The organism is Staphylococcus sp. HMSC071G07, assembly GCF_001811435.1.
Lineage (GTDB): Bacteria > Bacillota > Bacilli > Staphylococcales > Staphylococcaceae > Staphylococcus > Staphylococcus pettenkoferi.
The window spans coordinates 244,900-268,080 of the sequence record NZ_KV804784.1; the positions used below are offsets into that span (position 1 = coordinate 244,900).

17 protein-coding genes and 1 pseudogene are annotated in these 23,181 nt (G+C 38.5%); 11 read left to right on the top strand and 7 right to left on the bottom strand.

Translation table 11 applies throughout. The features are described 5' to 3' along the window. The first annotated feature begins 106 nt into the window (after positions 1–106). Positions 107–1,168 carry an LLM class flavin-dependent oxidoreductase gene (locus tag HMPREF2802_RS10480; protein WP_070504382.1) on the top strand — a complete coding sequence of 354 codons (1,062 nt, stop codon included), beginning with the start codon at positions 107–109 and terminating at the stop codon, positions 1,166–1,168. Between the two features lie 108 nt (positions 1,169–1,276). Here the strand turns inward: HMPREF2802_RS10480 and HMPREF2802_RS10485 are convergent, their stop codons facing one another. Continuing rightward, the gene (locus HMPREF2802_RS10485; protein WP_070504386.1) at positions 1,277–2,008 is read right to left on the bottom strand and encodes a MerR family transcriptional regulator; all 732 of its coding nucleotides are present in this window, start codon (positions 2,006–2,008) and stop codon (positions 1,277–1,279) included. Positions 2,009–2,519: 511 nt separating this feature from the next. Here HMPREF2802_RS10485 and HMPREF2802_RS12040 point away from each other — a divergent pair. The 4 genes and pseudogenes from HMPREF2802_RS12040 to HMPREF2802_RS10505 all read left to right on the top strand — a co-directional run bounded on the left by HMPREF2802_RS12040 (position 2,520) and on the right by HMPREF2802_RS10505 (position 11,549). Next, positions 2,520–7,817, top strand: coding sequence for an SdrD B-like domain-containing protein (locus HMPREF2802_RS12040; RefSeq protein ID WP_070504387.1), 5,298 nt, complete (start codon positions 2,520–2,522; stop codon positions 7,815–7,817). Positions 7,818–7,988: 171 nt separating this feature from the next. Next, positions 7,989–9,616: pseudogene (locus HMPREF2802_RS10495) on the top strand (poly(glycerol-phosphate) alpha-glucosyltransferase). Positions 9,617–10,063: 447 nt separating this feature from the next. Next, positions 10,064–10,489, top strand: a complete 426-nt coding sequence (locus tag HMPREF2802_RS11930; protein ID WP_083307634.1) for a hypothetical protein — start codon at positions 10,064–10,066, stop codon at positions 10,487–10,489. 208 nt (positions 10,490–10,697) lie between these two features. Beyond that, entirely contained in the window at positions 10,698–11,549 is an 852-nt protein-coding gene (locus tag HMPREF2802_RS10505; RefSeq protein WP_070504389.1) for a DMT family transporter, read from the top strand. 178 nt (positions 11,550–11,727) lie between these two features. On the opposite strand, the gene HMPREF2802_RS10510 is transcribed toward HMPREF2802_RS10505, so the two are convergent. The 4 genes from HMPREF2802_RS10510 to HMPREF2802_RS12495 form a co-directional block, all read right to left on the bottom strand. Continuing rightward, positions 11,728–12,621 (bottom strand): 5'-nucleotidase, lipoprotein e(P4) family, encoded by an 894-nt coding sequence (locus tag HMPREF2802_RS10510; protein WP_070504391.1) that lies wholly within the window; start codon positions 12,619–12,621, stop codon positions 11,728–11,730. A gap of 161 nt (positions 12,622–12,782) precedes the next feature. Next, positions 12,783–13,151: a hypothetical protein gene (locus HMPREF2802_RS10515; RefSeq protein ID WP_070504394.1), complete on the bottom strand. Its 369-nt coding sequence runs from the start codon at positions 13,149–13,151 to the stop codon at positions 12,783–12,785. Between the two features lie 265 nt (positions 13,152–13,416). Then, positions 13,417–13,524: a type I toxin-antitoxin system Fst family toxin gene (locus HMPREF2802_RS12045; RefSeq protein ID WP_141746395.1), complete on the bottom strand. Its 108-nt coding sequence runs from the start codon at positions 13,522–13,524 to the stop codon at positions 13,417–13,419. 678 nt (positions 13,525–14,202) lie between these two features. After that, on the bottom strand, positions 14,203–14,313 hold the full coding sequence (locus HMPREF2802_RS12495; RefSeq protein WP_141746396.1) for a type I toxin-antitoxin system Fst family toxin: 111 nt from the start codon (positions 14,311–14,313) through the stop codon (positions 14,203–14,205). A 671-nt stretch (positions 14,314–14,984) separates the two neighbouring features. On the opposite strand from HMPREF2802_RS12495, the gene HMPREF2802_RS10520 reads away from it, so the two are divergent. Further along, positions 14,985–15,827, top strand: a complete 843-nt coding sequence (locus HMPREF2802_RS10520; protein WP_083307635.1) for a M23 family metallopeptidase — start codon at positions 14,985–14,987, stop codon at positions 15,825–15,827. 93 nt (positions 15,828–15,920) lie between these two features. On the opposite strand, the gene HMPREF2802_RS10525 is transcribed toward HMPREF2802_RS10520, so the two are convergent. Both HMPREF2802_RS10525 and HMPREF2802_RS10530 read right to left on the bottom strand, forming a co-directional pair. After that, positions 15,921–17,453, bottom strand: a complete 1,533-nt coding sequence (locus tag HMPREF2802_RS10525) for an SLC13 family permease (RefSeq protein ID WP_070504399.1) — start codon at positions 17,451–17,453, stop codon at positions 15,921–15,923. A 280-nt stretch (positions 17,454–17,733) separates the two neighbouring features. After that, positions 17,734–18,492 (bottom strand): SDR family NAD(P)-dependent oxidoreductase, encoded by a 759-nt coding sequence (locus HMPREF2802_RS10530; RefSeq protein ID WP_002470944.1) that lies wholly within the window; start codon positions 18,490–18,492, stop codon positions 17,734–17,736. A gap of 186 nt (positions 18,493–18,678) precedes the next feature. Between HMPREF2802_RS10530 and HMPREF2802_RS10535 the strand changes: the two genes are divergently transcribed. The 5 genes from HMPREF2802_RS10535 (at position 18,679) to HMPREF2802_RS10555 (ending at position 23,177) form a co-directional block, all read left to right on the top strand. Next, positions 18,679–19,170 carry a hypothetical protein gene (locus tag HMPREF2802_RS10535; RefSeq protein ID WP_070504401.1) on the top strand — a complete coding sequence of 164 codons (492 nt, stop codon included), beginning with the start codon at positions 18,679–18,681 and terminating at the stop codon, positions 19,168–19,170. 174 nt (positions 19,171–19,344) lie between these two features. After that, positions 19,345–20,196 carry a hypothetical protein gene (locus tag HMPREF2802_RS10540; protein WP_070504406.1) on the top strand — a complete coding sequence of 284 codons (852 nt, stop codon included), beginning with the start codon at positions 19,345–19,347 and terminating at the stop codon, positions 20,194–20,196. Positions 20,197–20,268: 72 nt separating this feature from the next. Next, the gene (locus HMPREF2802_RS10545; protein ID WP_070504409.1) at positions 20,269–20,934 is read left to right on the top strand and encodes a hypothetical protein; all 666 of its coding nucleotides are present in this window, start codon (positions 20,269–20,271) and stop codon (positions 20,932–20,934) included. A 109-nt stretch (positions 20,935–21,043) separates the two neighbouring features. After that, positions 21,044–21,769, top strand: coding sequence for a GntR family transcriptional regulator (locus tag HMPREF2802_RS10550; protein ID WP_070504411.1), 726 nt, complete (start codon positions 21,044–21,046; stop codon positions 21,767–21,769). 295 nt (positions 21,770–22,064) lie between these two features. Beyond that, positions 22,065–23,177 (top strand): SIS domain-containing protein, encoded by a 1,113-nt coding sequence (locus HMPREF2802_RS10555; RefSeq protein WP_070504414.1) that lies wholly within the window; start codon positions 22,065–22,067, stop codon positions 23,175–23,177. Positions 23,178–23,181: the final 4 nt, after the last annotated feature.

Below are 23,181 nucleotides of genomic sequence, written 5' to 3' on the forward strand. Positions count from 1 at the left end.
TATGAGCAAATCACATGACCACTTTGTCAGTAAGGTGTAGTATGCGTTTAACATATTAAAATGATAACTCTACACAATGAGTTATGAACGAAAGGACTGAAACGCATTGGCAAGATTAACTATGAATCAACACACACCATTAGAATTTGGATTATATACGTTGGGAGACCATTTGATGAATCCAGAGAATGGAACTAAATTGAGTTATGAACAACGGATTCGTCAGATCATTGAAATGAGTCAACTAGCGGAACAAGCTGGATTAGATGTCTTTGCGGTCGGAGAAAGCCACCAAGAACATTTTACAACACAAGCGCACAGTGTCGTGCTCGGTGCGATTGCGCAAGCGACGTCATCAATGAAGATTTCAAGTTCCTCCTCCATCATTAGTGCAGCTGACCCAGTGCGTGTCTTTGAAGACTTTGCAACGTTAGATTTGATTTCTCAAGGTCGAGCTGAACTCGTAGCAGGACGCGGTTCACGTACAGGCTTGTTTGAGCTCTTTGGTTTAGATATTAATGATTATGACGCATTGTTTGAGGAAAAGCTCGATTTACTCATGCAATTAAATGCGAATGATAGAATCACATGGTCTGGCCAATTCCGCCCAGATTTGCATAATATGAAGATCTTCCCACGACCTGTCGATGACTATCTACCGATTTGGCGTGCAGTAGGGGGACGGCCACCGAGTGCTATCAAAGCGGGTAAAGCAGGTATACCTATGATGATGACAACTTTAGGTGGTCCGGCAGAAGTCTTTAAAGATGCAGTCGATGCCTACCGCCAAGCAGGAGAAGATGCTGGACATGACATGTCACCTGAATCTATGCCGCTATCCACAGCGAGCTTATTCTATACTGCTAAGACGTCTCAACAAGCTCTTGAAGAGTACTACCCTCATCTCAATGTCGGAATGTCTTTCATTAGAGGCGCTGGCTATCCGAAAGAGCAATTTAATGCCGCAACCGATGAACGCGACGCTTTAATGGTGGGTAGTCCGCAACAAATTGTAGAGAAGATCCTCTATCAACACGAATTGTACGGTCATCAACGTTTCATGGCTCAAATTGACTTTGGCGGCGTATCTTTCGATAAAATTATGAAAAACATTGAGTTGATTGGTGAACAAATTATTCCAAGTGTGAAACAACATTTGAAATCTTAATAGGAAGATGCATGAAGAAAGAGCAATCCTTGCCTAAATGGTAGGGATTGCTCTTATTTGTAGATGTGATGATGTTGTTGAAAATGATTTATCGTGGTCGAATGTGCGCTATTGCTCTAGATGATGTGTCACATGTTCAGCGATATAGGATGGAAGGTTTGGATTGCCGAATTGCTTAAAGTAATCCTTGAAGCGCGGATCCTGTTCATAACCTTGGGCAATCATGATGAGCACCTCATCTGAGAAATCAGCATGTGCACGCATGACCTCTTTCCATTCTTCAACGATAGCTCGCGTCTCGTTGAATGGTGCTTGTTGCTCAGCTAAGGTATTGAACTTTTCGAACACGGTATCCATTCTGCGCTGCACCTCCTCGAAATCAGCGTTTGAACGTGAAGCGGCGCGTTCTTGATAACTTTGGTAGTCGGGCGTCTCTCCATATTTAATTTCGGCTTCTTTAGCGTATTGATCTTGAAGCGGTTGCTTAAAGATATCCAAGTTGATGAGAGGCAAACCTTCTAAGAATTCCATTAGATGATGGTTTAACTTCTTCAATTTCTCGATTTTTGCGAGTAGCTGTTCTTGATAAGTTGCTAGCGCTTCTCTTAATTCCTCGTCCTCGAGTTTCAACATTTCTTCAATATCTTTGAGCGGCACACCCAATCCTTTTAGAAAGAGAATCTTCTGCAAGTCAATCAAATCCTGCTGACTATACATACGATATTGATTCTCCGCACGATGAGACGGCGACAATAACCCGATTTCATCATAATAGTGTAGCGTGCGTTTCGTAATTCCAGTAATCTGTGTGACCTCTTTCATACTATAATATTGTGTCATTTCCGATGACCTCCATTACATAAGTTTGCGAGTTATCTTTGGCCAAATTGTTTAAAAGTACTTCATTAACTCTAACTTTAAGTTAAAGGATAACGTAACGTGAGGGTCAAGAGAGGAGTTGGGATATTTATCAATCCTCAAAGCATTCAAAACATATCAAAATCATAAGAATTAAAAATAACAATATAATTATGTTCACCTCGGCAAATAAAGTTACTCAAAAATTAATAAATATTAGATTCAAAGGAGAAATTACTAATTAAAAAATAATACAAGATTATATATATGATTCATAGTGGCTCTGATTCAAATCAGAATATTAAAATAAAGGTATTGGTAAATATATTTATATTATTTTAAGGTGTCTGTCTATATTGTTATTGTCTATAAAGTGTCTTTTTACCGAAAAACTAAATTTAATTATATATATTTTAAAAGGAAGGTGGTAATATTAAATGCGCACAACTAAAATGTGCGAAAACTACTATCAAGAAAAAAGGGAGTAATGTAGATGTCAAAAAATCCATTTACAAATCGGAAAAACCGATATTCCATCCGTAAGTTCACGGTGGGTACTGCAAGTATCATTATTGGTGCTACACTCCTGTTTGGAGCTGGCCAAGATGCTAAAGCAGCGGAAGAAGATGGTTACTCACAAGAAGTAGGTAAAGATACTTCTGATTCAAGTGACGATCAAGCTGATGTGCAGACTAAACAAACAGAACCTAGTAATAACGACACTCAAGCAGACGAGAATAGTTCAAATAATGCTGAAGAAATAACAACAGACTCTAGCGAACAAGAACAATCTTCGCAAAATGGAACAGAACATGAAACTGAGGCAACTACCGAACAAACTTCAGAAGAGAATAGTAGTGACACAGCAAATAACGAAGAGAAAACAAAAGTAGAAGATCAACAATCAGAACCAGAAACAAAAACTAATGAACAAACTCAATCTGAAGAAAAAGATGCTGATGTAGAAACTCCACAATCAGGAAAAGAACAAATAGAGCCTACAACTAAAAAATCAACAGTACGAGAAGAAAATGAAACAACTTCTGACGAGAAAGTTCAAAAAGAAAATGTAGCTGAAGAAGATGTTGTATCAGGAAAACAAGAACAATCTGAAGGTAGCACAACAACTGCACCGACAGAGTCTAAACGTTCTGTTATTATCAATAAAGATAATTTAGATGAAAACCAAAAAGCAGAATTAGATGCCTTTGACGCTGAGTATAAAGCTGCAGAAGATAAATCAGAAGTACTTACAAATGTACTTAAAGATAACAATTTCAATGATGAACAATCTGCAGAAATCCTTAGCAATATTAAAGATGGCGACTTAGATAATCTTTCTTCTGACGAAGTATTAGAAAAATTAATCTACGAAGCAATCCAATATAGCCAAAAACATAAGTTACCAGAAACATATGCTACAGTTCCAACTTCAACAACGAACTCAATTAGCGAAACTGCGGGTAATGGCGGAACTTCATTCCGAGCAGTTGAAGAAACAGGACGTAACGTTAATGATAAAGTTAACTTTACTAACCTCAAGACAGACATTAAGACTAAAGCTGGCGGAACACGTAACGAATTCTGGGTTACAAGTGGTGACTACTTATTAATTTCTGGTGACTATACAGTTGATAACGATGTTCATAGTGGTGATTACTTTACGTTCGATTGGGGTAATTACTTCCGTCAAGGTGGTATTCATACTCCACCGAAACCTCACTTCTTATATAGTGATGACGGTCGAATTGTAGCTCGTGGTACGTATGATACAAGTACTAACACAACAAAATACGTATTTACAGACTACGTAGATAGTGGCTTACAAAATATTCACGGTCATTATGAAACTACAGGGTTTACAAATAAAGATTCTCATACAAACGATAAACAAGCTTATCCTACGAACTTTAGACTAGGTGGAGAATCATTTAGTTCCAATATTGTAGTTGACTACGGTCATCCTAAAGATGCCATCTTAACAACTGGTACTAACTATGTTGATAGTCGAGACAATACTTATCATATGACTAACTACATTAACCAAAGTGGTGTAAAAAAAGCAGGTTACGGTTTAAAAATTAGTCTTAAAAACATGAAGTTTGATAATGCTTCAAATATTAAACTGTATCGTGTAACAAACAATAGTTCTTTTACTGACAACTACAATCCAGATGTTAGCAACTTACAACTTGTAAATACAACACCAACAATTTCAGCAGACGGTACAGTTGCAAGATTCGACTACCCAGCATTTAATATGGCTGGCGGGCAAAAATATATTGTTCAATATACTGCTAAACCAACTAACGATGACCCAAGTTCACGTGAGTTACGAACAGATCTTTATGAATTAGGTAACGAAGGCAATAGTTACAACCATACTGTTTATATCAGTACTTTCGGTAGTGTATCTAGTGCAAGTGGTGAGAACAAACCAACACCTAAATTAACTTACGAATTAGGTGACTACGTATGGGAAGATTCAAATAAAGATGGTATTCAAAACAGTAACGAACGTGGTATTCAAGGTGTTACTGTTGTCTTGAAGAATAGTAATGGTCAAGAAATTAAGCGTACTACTACAGATTCAAACGGTAAATACTTATTTACTGGTTTAGAGAATGGTAATTATACTGTTGAATTTGGTACACCAGATGGTTATGAACCAACAGTTGTAGATGCTGGCACTAACGATGAAGTCGACTCAGATGGTAGTACTGTGAATGTCACAATTAACGGCGGTAGTAACTATACAATTGATAGTGGTTTCCATAAGAAAGAAGTAGAACCACCGAAAGAAGAAGCGAAATACGAAATCGGTGACTACGTATGGGAAGACTCAAATAAAGATGGTGTCCAAAATAGTAACGAACATGGAATTCAAGGCGTAACAGTTATTTTGAAAAATAATAACGGCCAAGAAATCAAACGTACAACTACAGATTCAGAAGGTAAATACCTGTTCTCAGAATTAAGTAATGGTACTTACACAGTTGAATTTGAAACACCAAATGGTTACGTGCCAACTAAGACTAATGTTGGTGATGATCATTTAGACTCAGATGGTCAATCAGTATGTGTAACTGTTAATAATGCAAATGATTACACAATTGACAGCGGTTTCCATAAACCAGATGAACAAGAGCCACCAAAAGTAGAAGCTAAATATGAAATTGGTGACTACGTATGGGAAGACTCTAACAAAGATGGTATCCAAAATAGTAACGAACGTGGAATTCAAGGCGTAACAGTTATTTTGAAAAATAGCAACGGTCAAGAAATCAAACGTACAACTACAGATTCAAACGGTAAATACTTGTTCTCAGAATTAAGTAATGGTAAATATACTGTAGAATTTGAAACACCAGAAGGTTATGAACCAACGAAAGCAAATGTTGGTGACGATCGTTTAGACTCAGATGGTCAAACAGTTGATGTAACAGTAAATAATGCGAATGACTACACAATTGACAGTGGTTTCCATAAACCAGATGAACAAGAGCCGCCAAAAGTAGAAGCGAAATACGAAATTGGTGACTATGTATGGGAAGATTCTAACAAAGATGGTATTCAAAATAGTAACGAGCACGGTATTCAAGGTGTAACAGTTATCTTAAAAGGTGAGAATGGTCAAGAAATCAAACGTACAACAACGGATGCGAATGGTAAATACTTATTCTCAGAATTAAGTAACGGTACTTACACAGTTGAATTTGAAACGCCAGAAGGTTACGAGCCAACTAAAGAAAATGTGGGTAACGATCATTTGGATTCAGATGGTCAATCAGTACGTGTAACAGTAAACAATGCTAATGATTACACAATTGACAGTGGTTTCCATAAGCCAGACGAGCAAGAACCACCGAAAGAAGAAGCGAAATACGAAATCGGTGACTACGTATGGGAAGACTCAAATAAAGATGGTATCCAAAACAGTAACGAACGCGGAATCCAAGGTGTAACAGTTATCTTAAAAGGTGAAGATGGTAACGAAATCAAACGTACGACTACAGATACGGACGGTAAGTACTTATTCACTGACTTAAGTAACGGTAAATACACTGTAGAATTTGAGACACCAGAAGGCTATGAACCAACTAAAGCGAATGCAGGTTCAGATGATCGTCTAGACTCAGATGGTCAACGTGTAGAAGTTACAGTGAATAACGCAAATGATTACACAATTGACAGTGGATTCCATAAACCAGAAGAGACACCAGAGAAACCAGAAAGCACTTATGAAATTGGTGACTATGTATGGGAAGACAGCAATGAAGATGGTATCCAAAATAAAAATGAAAAAGGTATCGAAGGCGTAACAGTCATTTTAAAAGACAAAGATGGTAAAGAAATTAACCGTACAACAACAGATAAAGATGGCGGTTATAAATTCACAGGTCTCCATAATGGCGACTATACAGTTGAGTTTGAGACACCAGAAGGTTATGAGCCAACGAAACCTAATGAAGGTGACAATCCTGAGTTAGACTCAAACGGTACATCTGTACACGTCACTGTTAATAACCGTAATGATCACTCCATCGACAGTGGTTTCCATAAAAAAGTAGAAACACCAGAGAAACCAGAAGGCACTTATGAAATTGGTGACTATGTATGGGAAGATAACAATGAAGATGGTATTCAAAACAGCAATGAAAAAGGTATTGAAGGCGTAACAGTCATTTTAAAAGACAAAGATGGTAAAGAAATTAACCGTACAACAACAGATAAGGATGGCGGTTATAAATTTACTGGCTTAAATAATGGCGATTATACAGTTGAATTTGAAACACCGGAAGGTTATGAACCAACAAAACCTAATGCAGGAAATAATCCTGAATTAGACTCAAACGGTACATCTGTACACGTTACAGTAAATAATCATAATGATTACTCTATCGATAGCGGATTCCATAAGAAAGTAGAAACACCAGAGAAACCAGAAAGCACATACGAACTCGGTGATTACGTATGGGAAGATACAAATAAAGACGGTATCCAAAATAAAGAAGAAAAAGGTATCGAAGGCGTAACAGTTATCTTGAAAGATGAAAATGGTGCGGAAATTTCTCGTACTACAACTGATCAAGATGGTAAATACAAATTTACTGGACTTAAAAATGGTAAGTATACAGTTGAATTTGTAGCACCAGAAGGTTATGTTCCTACTAAAGAAAATGTAGGTAACGATAGCTTAGACTCAGATGGTAGCTCTGTCGAGGTAACTATTAATAACGCGAATGATTACACTATTGATAGTGGTTTCTATAAAGAAATAGATGATGCTGATGCTGACGCCGATGCTGATGCTGACGCCGATGCAGATGCCGATTCAGACGCAGACGCAGATGCTGACTCAGATTCAGACGCCGATGCCGATGCCGACGCGGATGCGGATGCAGATTCCGACGCAGATGTCGATTCAGACGCCGATGCAGATGCCGATGCGGACGCCGACTCAGATGCAGATTCAGACTCAGATGCCGATGCAGATGCCGATGCAGATTCCGATGCGGATGCCGATGCCGACGCAGATGCAGATTCAGATGCAGACGCAGACCACGGCACTGAACACGATCCAAACTCAGATGAAGACCATGATGGCCATACTCAAGATGGTAATCATGACGGCAACACTAAAGACCATGGTTCTGACAAAGGCCATGACAAAGCACTTCCTGACACTGGTAGCGACAATGCCAATACAACATTAATAGGCACAGTGCTTGCGGGTCTCGGTTCACTTCTATTCTTCCGTCGTCGTAAAGATTCTAAAGAAGAGAAATAATCTTCTTAAACCCTAGAGTGGTTAGGCTTTGAGCTTAGCCGCTCTACCTTATAGATTTTTAAAATGTATCATTTCCTAGAAAGTAGTGCTTTTACCTATAGCTGAGTTATAATGTATTGTAGGATTACATTTAAGAATAAGATCAGATTTATAAATTAAGGAGTTAACAAGATGACATTACAGAGTAGTATTTCTCAAGCGCTGGAGATGGCTAGTGCTTATCCTGATAATGACTATAGTTTCCTCAGTGTAGGAAATCCCAACAGTAAAGCTGTAGTGCATTTATTTAAAAATAAGAGAAATTTGAAGAATAATATCATAAAGTTTCTTGAAAAATATCGTAAAAAATCAGGGAAGCGTCCTCAGTGGATTAAGCTCGATTTCGTCACAGATACGGAAGAGGCACGCTTTGAAGATGTAAAAGCGGATTTAATCAACACACGACGTAACTATGTGGACTACGGTATAGCGTTAGACGAAGATTGGGATACCGTCTTCCTACCTGAAGAAATTAACGTCAATGCGTTTGTGCGTCCAGGTAAAGACAAGAAAGGTTTCATCTTATCTGAGACGAATATCAACACATATTTGAATAAATACAAACGTATTCGTGGTAAGTATAGTCATGCGAATATGCGCGGTGCTGATGTGATCAAGTTTAGAACGAAGAGCTTCTTTATTGAGAATGATCAAGTCTTTGACCTACATGCAGAAGGCTATATGAAAGGGTTAAGAAAGGTGGATCATCTAGCGCCAGAACTTGATGATTTAATCTGTAAAGCTACGGATTATTTACGGATTATTTAGGAAATGAGATTCAAGAGAACGGGAAGTATATTTACGGTTATTTCCCTCATTTTGATAAAAAGATCAATTTCTACAATAACCTTCGACACTCATCATCAACATATGCCTTAATCGAAGGACTCGCTTATTGTGATAAGGACATCACGTTAGCGAAGAAACCGTTAGAGTATTTAATTGAACATTATTTATACGAAGTAGATGGCAAGGGTCATATCTTTGATGATACGAAAAATATTAATGAGATTAAGCTCGGTCAGAATGCTGCATTCGTCTTCGCTGTTTGTGAGTATCTCCGTTATAATCCTGAAGAGAAAGGGTTACTTGAGAAAGCGCAACTCGTTGCTAACGGAATTCTCAGCATGATCGATCCAGACAACGCGCAGACGACACATGTCATTAACTATCCAGATCTCACGACGAAAGAGCAGTTCAGAGTAGTGTACTATGACGGTGAAGCAGCTTTAGCGTTATTACGTTTATATCAAATTGACCATAACGAGACTTGGCTCAAAGCAGTTCAAGGTTTATTTGAAAAGTTCATCGCGGAGAAATATTGGCAATACCACGACCACTGGCTTGGATATTGTACCAATGAACTCGTTCAAATTGACCCACAACGTAAATACTTCGAGTTTGGTATTCAGAACGTAGCGCCGTATTTGAATTATATTAGAAATCGTGAAACGACATTCCCAACATTTTTAGAAATGCTCATGGCCACATACCACTTGATTCAGAAAGCGAAGAAATCAGGTCATGCAGATTTAGTGGAAGAGTTAATCGACGAAGAGGAATTTATTGAAACGATTCATATTCGCGCTAACTATGAGCGTGTCGGATTCTTCTATCCTGAACTTGCGATGTACTTCAAGAATCCAGCACGAATCATCAATTCATTCTTTATTAAACATCACGGCTACCGTGTGCGTATTGACGACATTGAGCATTACATTTCAGGCTTAGTCCAATATCGCAAAGTGTTTAACGATTAACTTGAAAGCACAAATCGAATGAGGAGGTGTGCGAACATGGCGAAGAAAGAGAACAAAGGTACAATCTCAGGTACAGTTAAGGAAACTAAAGAGGGTACAATCCAAGGTACAGTTAAAGAGAATAAATAAGAAACGAAGTATGCGGGCAGTCTTATTTTTCAAGAAACAACTATCCCCAATAATTGTAAAATGAAGGTAAGCGCCGCATAAGATAACGTATTTCTGTAAAACATTTCATTCAGTAGAGAAGTTAACAATAAGATAAAGAACAATTCCAATGAGGCGGGACGAGAATTCAAGAGATGGATTCCGTCCTGCCTTTTACTATAGGAAGGAACGGCTCACGAATAAGGTAGATGAATCACTACTCGGACAGGCGTGTTCATAGTATAATTGAAGATAAGTAGTGGACAACACGACGATTCCAGACAAACAGAGGTGTTAAGCGTGAATAAAAAGACGATAGAGAAACAGGCAGTAGAAAGCCAAACTGAACATGCATCGCAATCAGATCAAATAGTTGAAGTAAACGAGGTTTCGACAGATGATTTAAAACAAGGTTCAACAGAAAGTAGAAAAGAAGACAGCCCGACGTCTAATAATAGTAAAAATAGCGAGCGAACTTCGTCAAAGCAGGATGACGAGGCAGATACGAAGAAAGATGAAGAGAAATCCGACATCGATAAAGAAATTGAGGCAGAATTATTAGCGTATTTAGATGGTAAAGAATCCAAAGAGGAAGAGCCTGAGAAAAAGAAATACAAGACGGTCGGCTTCCTAGTTATTCTTGTGCTAGCTGCACTCGCGATTATGCGTTTCGCGAAGCATCTCATGTTCGCAGCACCTTTTTTACCTTCGATGTTAGGTCATTAATACTAGGTTGGAACGGCGGAAATAATAATTGTGGCGGGTCGAGAAGTAGATGGTGGTACTTCTTGGCTCGTCTTTTTAGTACGTTTTGGTGGGAGCGTGATCTAAGTTTTTTGCAAGGAACAGCTAAACAGTTCTATTTACGGTTGATGTGATGATTAGATAAAGTGATAGTAGTACGAAGAAATCTTTCAAGAAAAGGAGCGGTTTTGTGAAGAAATTCGGCTTGCTCGCTTTGTTAAGTTTAATTTGGGGTTCACAATTCTTATTTACTGCAGTCATCGCTCATGATGCCAGTGCGACATTCATCGCGTTTGGTAAAGCGATACTTGGCGGCATTTTCTTAACTATTGTCACGCTATTGATGCAGAAAGGGAATTACAGAAAGCAATGGTTGTTATACATATTTATCGCATTATTTGAAGTTGTGTTGCCCTTTATCTTTATCGCACAAGGCCAACGCCACGTTTCAAGTGGTATTAGTTCCGTGATTATGGCACTTATGCCAGTCTTCACGTTACTCATCATGTTTATCGCGACATCGAAGAAACTTAATTTATTCGAAACTATAGCGATCATACTTGGTTTTATTGGGGTCGTCTTCATTTCATGGGATCCGCAACACTTTGACTATGACTCTATCCTGTCACTCGTCTTACTCGTCAGTGCGACATTTTGTTTCGCCATTTCACTCGTATTGATGCAGCGTTTGAAAGATCCGGCGCCACTACACCACATGAGAAACGTACTCTATATAGCGAGTGGGATGTTGCTAATATTACTCATCATCGTTCCGCACGCATTTACTTTCGATTTCGACGGAGGACAGTGGGTAAGTTTAATTATTCTCGGAATTGTCCACTCCGCGCTTGCATATGTCATCTACAACACACTTGTTAACTTATACAGTCCCATTTTCGCATCTTTAGCGAACTATATGGTGCCAGTAGTTGGATTATTGTTAGGCCTCATTTTCTTACATGAACATCTGTCAGTGAACGCAATAATTGGAATTGTGATTGTTTTTGTATCACTTGTGTTGAGTCAGAAACAGTCAGCTTAGCTATGTAGCGTTGTCTTCTTACAGGAGGCAACGTTTTTCGCTTTTTAAAATGCATAGCTTTCGAAAATGTAAGATTCTGCCGTAAATTTGTAAGGTTAAATAAAGGCTGTAAGTACCTAGCTCCTATATGAGAAATGCACAATCTGGTCAGCATTCCAGATCGTGCATTTTTTAAGTATTAGTTATGTTTAACTTCAGAAGTTTGAGGATCAAAGTACTTGATAGATTGTTTACGCAACTGATCTTTCTGTTCGTTACTTAAACCATGTTGGTTACCGTAAACAGTAGTTTCCCAGCTGCCGTACATTGGGTTAGGGAAGATGATATACTTCTTACCAAAATCTTTCGCATGCGCATCAAGGAACTCGTCGCGTGATTCTTTCGTAGCTTCTTTCGGATTATCGAAATCAAGCAAGTTATCACCGAATAACATGATTAATTTATGGTCTTGGCGCACTTTATCACGACGCGCAGATTTGTCTTTTTCGTTTTTACCTTTTAACATAATATGTTCTTTATCTGCTTGTGGAAGACCTTGATTCTTCAAATTCTCTTGAGTCGGCTTAAAGTCTTTATCTTGATCTCTATCAGATATGTAATAAATGTCGACACCTTTTTTATCAGCATAATTCAAGAAATCTTTCGCACCATACACCGGTTTCGCTTGAGCAGATTCAACCCACTCGTGCCAACCATCAGGGTGAGACTTATTATTTAAAGAAGCATAGCCTTGATAAGGAGAATTGTCTAATACTGTTTCGTCAATATCGAGAGCAATCGCCAACTTTTTCTTACCTTTATTATTCTTAATTTCGCGATCCAAATTCGCCTTCGCAGTATTATAGCCTTGCGCATATAACGCTTTCGCTTCAGCCGAGTTCTGATACCATGACACCGCCATATAGTTCTGAACACCGAGATCAGTTTGACTCGCAGGCGTTTGAGTTTGCGTACTGTGACTTGGCGCCGTTTGTTGCGATCCGCCGCCAGACGCTTGAGTAGTGAGTGGAGTAGATACCGTTACAGCCCCCGCGAGTGCAACAGCCGATACATATTTCGTAATACGATTCATAAAGTCACCTCATTAAATTATTGTCTTACATAATTTCATTCTACTATATGTGTGAATTGGAAAATAGATGAAATTAAATTTATTGAAATGACTTTATTAGTAGTAATTGAATTTATTTAAAGCACCAAGTATGTGGTTGAGTAAAAGTGGTACATTTTAACCTATTGAGTTTTACATGGAAAGAAAGCAAAAATAACAAAAGTTATGAGTAAGATTAAGATAAATTGAATAATGCCGAGGACGATGGCGAAACTATTAGCGGTAAAAGGTTTAAAATAACCTGCCGTTTCATAAATATCGAAGAAAAGCTGCACACAAATCCAAGAAACGAAGATGCCAATAACTCGACTTACGAATATACTGAGCCACGTTTTAAGTTTACCATTAAAAAGAGCAATGTTAATTAAGAAAACAGCGATGAGATATGGAATATAGCCAATCGGTGAACCCGTTTGATAGTCAGTCATCATGCCGATAAACTCTAGTGGGAATAGGGATAAAATAAATGCAACAATTCTAAAATATTTCATTTAATCATTTCACCTTTTAATAATTTTGTGTCTTGAGTGTAGCATTAAGTGAAGAGTATTAAAACTAAGGGGTAAGCAGGAGTTGTATAAAGAAAGTTGATTTAAGAAGCGGTGGACGATACTAGTATATTATTGAATTGAAAGTGTGGGTAAACTTTGCAATCAAATAAATATTAGTGGTATAATCATTGTGTAAGCAAAAGAGTCAGTTTATGCACAAATCCCCTCACTATGCCAGTAGTGAGGGGATTTTTCGTGCTGGTTATCATCGTCTGTTATTTTTCTTGTCGCGTTTACCTAACCAGTGGGTAAAAAGCGCAACAATACATCCAGTTATAACTGGCGATATTAAGTTTACTAGCAAAAGAGTCATGATTCATACACCTCCTCCCCACGTCTTAATTGACGTCTGGAGTCAGACGACTCCTATATTATACCAAGTAATTAATATTAGAATAACTTATATGACTTAGAATTATAAAAAAGAAATAGAATTTGTATATAGAAGTGCCCCATGAATATTTAGAAATAGTGAGAACTAGTGGACTTAACTTATATTTAATGCTTGTTCTAATGATTATTTCTCAGTTTCAGTTATAAATATTGTGGTTTGGAGGATGTTTATACTATACATTTTTTAAACGATAGTGTATAATAATATATGAACATAAAGTTCAAAAGTAACCACACCAAACCTTTCACTAGTTTAATAGTACTGGGGGTTTTTTATGTGGTGGCTAACGTCGTCTATTTTTATCATTGTGATTAGGTAGCCATTGCGTAAATATCGCAATGACCCAACCACTAATGGTTGAGGCATAATCACTATTACTCCTTACTATGTGGTGTAGTAAGGAGTTCTTTATTGTTAATGAAGTAGATTGTAGTATAGAAATTTATCCTGAAGGTTGCGAAGAGGGGGAATAAGTATAGATAAACTTTGCAATCTTTTAGTGTTTAGTGGTAGAATGTACTTATAAACACGGTTATGCATTGTAATGCACAAATCCCCTCACTATGACGGTAGTGAGGGGATTTTTTCGTGCTGGCTTTATTGACGTCTGTTACTATTATTGTCGCGTTTACTAAGCCAATAAGTAAAAATCGCAACAACCAAGCCGCTTAGGACTTGTGCTATGATGTTTGATATCACGATTAGCATTGTAATGCACCTCCTTCATACGTCGTAATTAACGTCTGAAGAACAGACGACCTCTATATTATACCAAGTAATTAATATTAGAATAACTTATATGAATTATAATTATAAAAATTAACAGAAATACAATTTATATATAGAGGTGTACTACCAATATTGAGAAATAGTGAGAACTAGTGTATTTAACTTCTATTTAATGCTTGTTCTAGTGATTATTTCTCGGGTTCAGTTATAAATATTTTGGTTTAGATAGTGTTTATACTATACATTTTTTAAACGATGGTGTATAATGAATTTAGATAGAAATACTATTATAGCAAGTGATCGCTTTCAGAATATCATAGTTATTGACCTAGAAATTTTGATGAGTAATTTCAATTTTTAATGATTGTGTAAATCGCAATCACAAAACCACTAAGGATTTGGGTTATTATATATTAAGCTCTATCATGATGAGACACCTCTTCTTGATGTCTTAGTTGACTACTGGAGATATTGACGACAACTATATTACTCTCTGGTCGATAAGGGTTATTGATGACTGCCACTATGATTTTGCTTAAGCAGTTGCCTGCTATGATTAAGCCTCTTCACTATTGCAGTAGTGAGGGGGGTTTTTTTATCTTTATGATAAAATGCTTGATACGAAAGTTTTCAATAGATAGGTGAGTATTTTGAAATATGAAATCTTGAACGATATTGAGCAGAATAACTACAAATCAGTTTATAAACAATTGAGTAAGCCTTTTAAGAAAAAGTTGAAGAAGAGAAATGTGAAAAAGATCTTGAAACAGTATAACAGTTATCAATTTAATCATGTTCTATATCGAGAGATGGATTGGAATGGTGGAAAGCGTTACATATGGTTAGACGCCAATAGTCGTGGGGGAATAAGAGTGGACATCAATTCTGAAGCGGTAATTGTAGGACTATTATTTAAGATGTTTGAATCTACAGAAGAGGCTAAAGAAACAAATCTTGAGTATACTATGCCGATAAATGATCAATGGACGGTGTTCTGGGGCGGAGATAATGAATTATTAAATTATCATCACGTTTATAAGAATCAGCGCTATGCTTACGATCTATTTGTGGATAAAAATGGGATGGGTTATGTTAATAATCCTAATTCTAATGAGAATTTCTATGCATTTAATAAAGATGTGGTCGCGCCTGCTGACGGTACGATTATAGATGTGGAGAATGAAGTGCAGGATAATGAAGTAGGAACGATGAATGCCGATCAACTTGGAGGAAATTATGTCGTCATCAAGCATAGAAATGATGAGTATAGCTTTATTGCGCATTTCAAACAACATTCAATAGTGAAAACACTTGGCGAGGAAGTTCAAAGAGGAGAGTTACTAGGGCAATGTGGAAATTCTGGTAATTCTTCAGAACCTCACATTCATTTTCAAGTTATGAATCGACCTTGTTTGAATTCATGTGAATCTCTAAAAATAAGATTTAGCAATGGTACAGAACCTATATTAGGAGATACTGTTACGGGTCAATAAATTAAAAAAGGACGATGAAAGCGCCTAACTTTCGATCGCCCGTATAGGAGTGAGATGACGACATCATCTCACTCTTTTTTATGCAGAAATGGATTAAACGAGGCCTAACCAGTGCCAATAAGTGAAACTGAAGACTACCACTAAAATGTAACCTAATACTGTGATAGGTAGACCTGTTTTTAAGAAATCCTTAACTGTAAAGGTTTCAGTACCGTAAGCCAACATCGCTTGTGGCGAACTTACTGGAAGCAAGAATCCAAAGCTGATGACGAATTGTTGGATCAAGACGAAACCGATGGATTGATCGCCGAGATGTAGCGTTGAAGTGAGTGAGATAAACACTGGAATCAACGCGGATGCCAAGCTTGTTGCACTGGCGAAACCTAAGTGAATAAGAATGTTGAATAATGAAATGAGCGCAATTGTTACTACAATTGGATAGTTGTCTAAACCGATGAGACCGAACGTCTTGTCGCTGAGCCATTGTGCTGCACCAGTTTGTAGTAATACGTTACCGAGTGAAATGCCGACACCGAAGACGATGACTGTACCCCAAGGAATTTGTTTTTCTGCCTCTTTCCAAGACATAATTCCAATTTTTGGCGTTAACATAATAGCTAATGCGATTAAGATAATGGATGATGAATCAATCGGATGTAATATCTTTTCAGTTGCCCAGAAAATGAGCAGTAATAAAGAAATAACGATGAGTCGCCATTCTTTTCCAGTAATTGGGCCTAACTCATTTAATTGTTTTTTGACTAGCTCTTTACCGCCAGAAATCTCTTTCTGCTCAGGTGGCATGACTTTTAACATAATGAAGTAAAGCGCGATGGACATGATAATCGACCATGGTGCTGCGTACAAGAACCACTGACCCCATGATACGTCGACGCCGAGTTTCGCATTGATAAAGTTGATTGCCACGATGTTTTGAGCCGCCGCTGTCTTAATACCGACGTTCCAAATTGATACAGCTTGAACCGCTGTCATGACGAGCAAACCGCCTAGTTTACTCTGCTTTGAAACGCCAAATGCGGCAATCATTCCGAGCAGGATTGGGATGACGGCACCTGCACGAGCTGTTGCAGATGGAACGAAGAATGCGAGCGCAATCGCAACTAATATCGTTCCAATCACGATATTTTTCGTTTTATTTCCTACTACAGATAATACTAAAAGTGCGAGTCGTTTATGCAAATTAGTGATTTTCATTGCTGTTGCTAAAAATAGAGCTGCTGCTACCAAAGCGACTGCACTTGATGAGAAACCGCTGAATGCTAGTTTGAGTGCGTTGCCTGTGCCCATGATGTCGTCGCCTTTTAACACATGACCGTTTGCTTGAGGATTGCCTAGCTCTTTGGTTAAATCTCCGACTGGGCTAAACCCTACGAGCAAGATGATGAGCGCCACAACCATTGTTGATGAAACGGGGTAGGTTACAGCTTCAGTGACCCACAGAATGACCGCAAAGAGTAAGATTGCGAGTGCGCCTTTCGCCATAAATGGTAAGCTATCTGGCGTTGGTAGTAGCAACACCACGACGAGCGCGATGATACTAATAATCAACCATAGTGGCTTAAATGTAGTCTGTTTCTGATTTTTCGTTTTTGTATTTTCTCCCATGTTAACGCTTCCTTTCTTTACATCTCTATTTTACTAAGAAATGACATTCAATTCACTACTTTGTTAAAATTTTCACAAATTATTAGAGAAAAAGATTTTCACAAATTGCAAAATATCGTGTCGGCTAAAATGAAAAGCTGCTAGCGCGGAGGCTAACAGCTTTTAAACATTTGTAGAGAAATGGTATGTGAAAGTACTGAAACTGTATTTTAAAATGTGTGAGAAAATCTAACTCTGCAGAACTTTAGAAAATCAGTTCATACTCACTCTAATTATATGATTAATCTTTAACCGCATCTGGTTCTTCTGGTAAAAGTTGGCCGCCATCTACGACGAGACTTTGACCTGTAATGAATTTCGCTTCCTTAGCAGCAAAGAATGCCACCGCGTAACCAATATCAGCCGGTTCACCTAATTCGTGCGTTGGGATAATCTTACGTGTGCCGTCTAGATAGGCCTCACCTTGAGCTTGAAGTCCAGCTGTGAGGACATTGCCTGGCTGTACTGCGTTGACAGTGATGCCATATTTCGCATATTCGAGTGCAGCACTACGCATGTAGCCGAGTTGACCCGCTTTCGTCGCACCATAATGTGCCCATCCAGGATAACCTGTAATCGGTCCAGTTACTGAAGAAGTAATGATGACACGGCCATATTGTTGTTTTTTCATTTCTTTTAAAACAGCTTGCGTAACGAAGAACATACCTTTTAAGTTGATGTTTTGAATATAATCCCAATCTTCTTCTGTTAAATCTTCAATTTCAATTTGTGGGTAAACGCCTGTATTTGAAGCAAGAATATCAATTTTATCAAACTCTTTAACGATTTGATCTACGATGTCTTGAACTGCTTGTTTATCAGTAACATCCATTTTATAGAATTTACCGTTAAGCGCCTCTGCAGTCTTCTGACCTTGTTCTTCGTCTATGTCGCCGATGATGACTTTAGCACCAGCTTCTGCGAGTGATTCGGAAATCCCTTTACCGATACCATTCGCGCCACCTGTGACTAAAGCTACTTGATTTGTTAAATCTAACATATTAACACGCTCCCTCTTACTTTCTTCACTATTACTATTCCCTCTTTTATTCACAATTTCAGCTCTTTAAGGTAAAAGTAATGAAGTTTCTGTGACTTTCATGTTGTTCAATAACTTTAAAATATTGTAACTAAATATATTAAAAAAGTGGTATAATAAGTTGAATTTAATTAAGGAGTAGAGAAAATGAAAAAATACTTAATTACACTCGTACTTATTTCAGTATTAGCACTAAGTGCATGCGGGGAGAGTACAGATTCATCAAAGAAAGATCATCAAGATGATAAGAAAACGCATAAAACAGCTAAAGAAGATACAGAGATGGAACATCAAGATGATCATCAAAAATTTGGATTAAAAGAAGAGGGAGACAGCGACCAATCAGCTGATACTTCTCAAGGTAGTGAAACGCAATCTCAAGGTGGAGAGAGTGAGTCACAGAATAGTGGTACAGAATCAAAAGATACTGACTTTGAGATGGAACCAGGTGACCCTTCTTATGAAGAATATAGAGAAGCGCAAAAAAGTCAATATGCTTTAGACCACCGAACGCTTGAACAAAAAGCAAGCGGTGCTGGAGGCGGTGGCGCTGGGTGGAACTATGCGGATCAAGATGAAAGTTATGAAGACTACGTTGAGCGTGTTAGAGAAGAAAAAGCTGCTGCAGGCGAAAATTAATATTTTAGACAGAAGACTATCCTAAAACTGCAAAACAATTTCATAAGAATTACCGATTTAATCTCTTCATTATTTCAAATAGTGAGGGGATTTTTATTTCAGATATCTTCTCACTCATTTCTTAATTTATGCTAGGCTAGAGATAAGTGAAATTCACAATTCGGAGGTACAATCTTGCGTACATTAAGCACTTTTCTACTACTCATCGTCGGCAGTTTAGCCATGGTGGGTTACATACTTTATCGTTTAATCACAAATCAAGCGTTACTCACTCCAACGCTGTGGTTCGGACTTGCCCTCTGGGGTTTGATTGGAATCGTATTTATCGTCTTTCTTATTTCCCGGGGAATAATGTACAAGATTTATAAGCATGATTATCACAAAGCTGAGCAGGGATATGCTTTGGATTTAGCATCTAACGAATATTATTACCATGCGCCGAGACTTGCTTTCGCCAATCAAACGATTACGGTACATGGCACTCCTAAGATGTCTTTTCAACTTCACACGGAAAGTAAGTTCCAGAATTGGCTGTATATCTATGTAGGGTGGCCGCTCACGAGTATTGAACTCACATCTGCAGACCATAAAGTGGAACTGAAACGCATAAATCCGTTCTCGTTAAGGGTGAGATATCATGTTTATGTAGATAATCAATATGTAGGAATTTATAGGAAGAAACGACTCATTCGTGAGAAAGCGTATTTTAGTAAAATGGCCTATAAATTGATCACAGATAATGAAACGATTGAGTTAGATAAAGGTTACGAAAGCACAGTGACTCAATTAACACATGGTCGCGATAAATTGATTACTGCATTTAAGGGTCAACAAGATGAGATTCGCTATGCGATTCAGGTAAGAGGGATTTCTCAAAAATTGAGAGTAGAGAAAGCGCTCAATGATTTACCTGTACCTATTGAAATATTAGTTGCACTCTACGTTCAAACGAATTTGAATAGCGAAGAAGAACTTAAAATCTTTAATAACGTTGCTATGGGACCGATGTCTGGCCCTAGATTTTAGAAAACGTAGCAAAACTATGCTAGGTACTGAGAAAATGTAAGTGATCTAAATTTAAATAAAGGACGTGCAGACATGTTCAATAAATCAAAATCTACAGAGCTTGATAACAAAGAAGTTATTCAAAAATTGAATTTGCGAGAAGGTGAATATTTTTACCAAACACCCCTCATGATTTGGAAAGATGATCCGATTACGATTTATAATGCAGATTCTGAAGAAATAACGTTTAGTCCATGGTTTAAATCGAAATTTCAACGTTGGGTTTACTATATGGGAGGAGGAAGTTATCAAGGGACTGTAATTAACTCCGAACATCATCAAGTTTGGCTCAAGCGGGCAAATTGGTTTATGTATAATGCGAAATACGATGTCTATTTAGATGGCGAGAAGATTGGCGTGTTTCGTAAGCAGAAACCATTTAAAGAGAAAGGGTTTAAGAAACAGCTCGCCTATAAACTCTTCATCGACGAACGCGAATTTGAACTTTCTAATCCATATCTCAGCACAGAAATTGAAATTACAGAAAATGACAAAACGTTCTTTGAGGCGAAGCGGTCGTTCTTCGATTTAGGTAAAAATAAAGTAACGAAGAAACGTGGCGAAAAGCATCGTATCCATATTACGAGAAACGCCACAGACTATCCACCAGAACTGTGGCTTGCCCTTTATGCGCAAGCGATAATGAATTTGCATATTGAGCGAAGTCAAAGTGCATCCTCAGCAGGTGCGGGTAGTTAAGAGTAAGTAATAATCGACGCAGGAATAGAGGTTAGCCTTTTACAAATCTATTTACTTATCAAAATTTCTAGTATAAACTAAAAGTGGTTATAACCAGTTAGGAGTTATCATGAGTAATTTGCAAATGCCTTTGTATCTTCAAGTGTTTGAGGATCTCAAAGATAAGATCAAGAATCGAATATACAAAGAGGGGGAGAAGCTCCCTTCTGAACGGCAATTGTCGCTCGAGTATGATGTGAGTCGGATTACGATACGTGAGGCGTTGAAGCATCTGGAGGAGCATCAGTATTTGCGCACTGAGCACGGTCGCGGTTCTTACGTCTTGGGCAATCAATATAACCAGATGTTGGATAATCTCTATAGTTTCAAGGACGAAATTGTTAAAAATGGGGATACGCCACGCACGATAATGCTCAGTATTGAAGCGATTGAACCGCCGTCATATGTGCAACAACATATGCAGTTGACGGAGTTTCAGAAAGTGTATAAATTGCGTCGTTTACGTCTCTCAAATGAGAAACCGCTGATTTACGAGACGACGTATTTGCCACTCCACATGTGTGAAGGTCTCGATTGCTTTGACTTCAACCAGCACTCACTGTACGAGACATTGCATGATTACTATCAAATTGAAATCGATTATGCGTATGAAACGTTAACTTCTCGTAAAATGTCCGCGACAGAGGCGACGTATTTAGAAACGGAGCCGGACGACGTGTGTATGTTTATCGAGCGCCATAGCTATGTCGATAATCGTATTGTCGAATTTACGGAATCTGTAGCCAAAGCGCAAGATTATAAATATACGGTGAAGTTAATTCAGAATCGGAAATAGTGCATTTTTGCTTAATGGCATAGACACCATTTTCGATTTTTAGTCGATGGTAAATGGGATTTTGTTAAATGAAGTAGGCGTAGCTCTCGATTGTTCGCAGATGGTAGAGGTAATTTTTATTTAATAGGAAATGCGCGCCACATTTAAATTTTAGCAGGTTGCATTTTCCCCAACCCCAAACCACCCACAACTACGCATAACTTGAGACGAGTCGCGACTTTAACGCAACACGCACTCGTCATTTCTACTAAATTAACTGGTTATGACAACATAACCAATTTCGGAGGTGTAAGGTATGTTACATGAAACGCATACTTACAAAGAAATTCGGCAACAACCGGAGATGTGGCGTCGCACGCGCGATATCGTAGCTGACCGCCAACACGATTTCGACGCATTCGTCACACGTGTGAACAACTATGCTGACGGGCGTCCAGTCAAGGTGCTCTTCACTGGTGCGGGTTCTTCGGCTTACGTGGGCGACACGCTACGTCTATCAGAAATCAATCAGCTACATCCAGATTGGGAGTTTGAAAATGTCTCGACGACGCATTTCGTGACGAACCCTCAATCTTTCATCGAATCTAACAAAGTTTACGTCGTGGTTTCTTTCGCACGTTCAGGCAACAGTCCTGAGACGAAAGGAACAGTGGAGTTAGCGAATCAAATCACTCCACACGTCTTCCATATTTTTATCACAAATAATAAGGACGGATTCTTAGCGCAATATGAAGCGGACAATGTCTTCCGCTTCGTGCTTCCTGAAGAGACGAATGACAAGTCGCTTGCGATGACGTCGAGTTTCTCAACGATGCTACTGGCAGCCTATCTACTCTTTGGAGGTCAAGTCACAGACCACTTTTACGAGACGATTGAGAAGTATTTTACAGAACTTGAAATTGTCGTTAACCAAGTGGCGTCAAATAACCAATTCCGTAAAGTATTCTATGTGGGTACGGGGCTCATCGGCGAGCTTACGCGTGAAGTGGCGCTGAAACTCAATGAGCTCACAGGTGGCCGCATCGAGATTCAACGTGAGACGACGCTCGGTTTCCGTCACGGTCCGAAAGCGGGTCTGAACGACAATTCGCTCTTTATCATGTTGCGTAGTAATGATGCTTACCGCCGTCGTTATGAGACGGATCTCATTCACGAGATTGAGGATGGCCAAACGGATTACGATATTCTGATTCTCGGTCGTGACGAGTCAGATTCTGAGTTTGGGACGGAGCTAGATTTCGTAGCGAACTTCAATGATTTCGAACTCGCGTTGACATACCTCATCTTTGGTCAGCTCTTGGCGAGTAAGAAGTCGGTGAGTTTCGGTCTGAACCCTGACAACCCGAGTCCGGATGGCTTTATTAACCGCGTCGTGAAAGGCGTGACGATTTATGAGTACGAAGGGTAAGGGC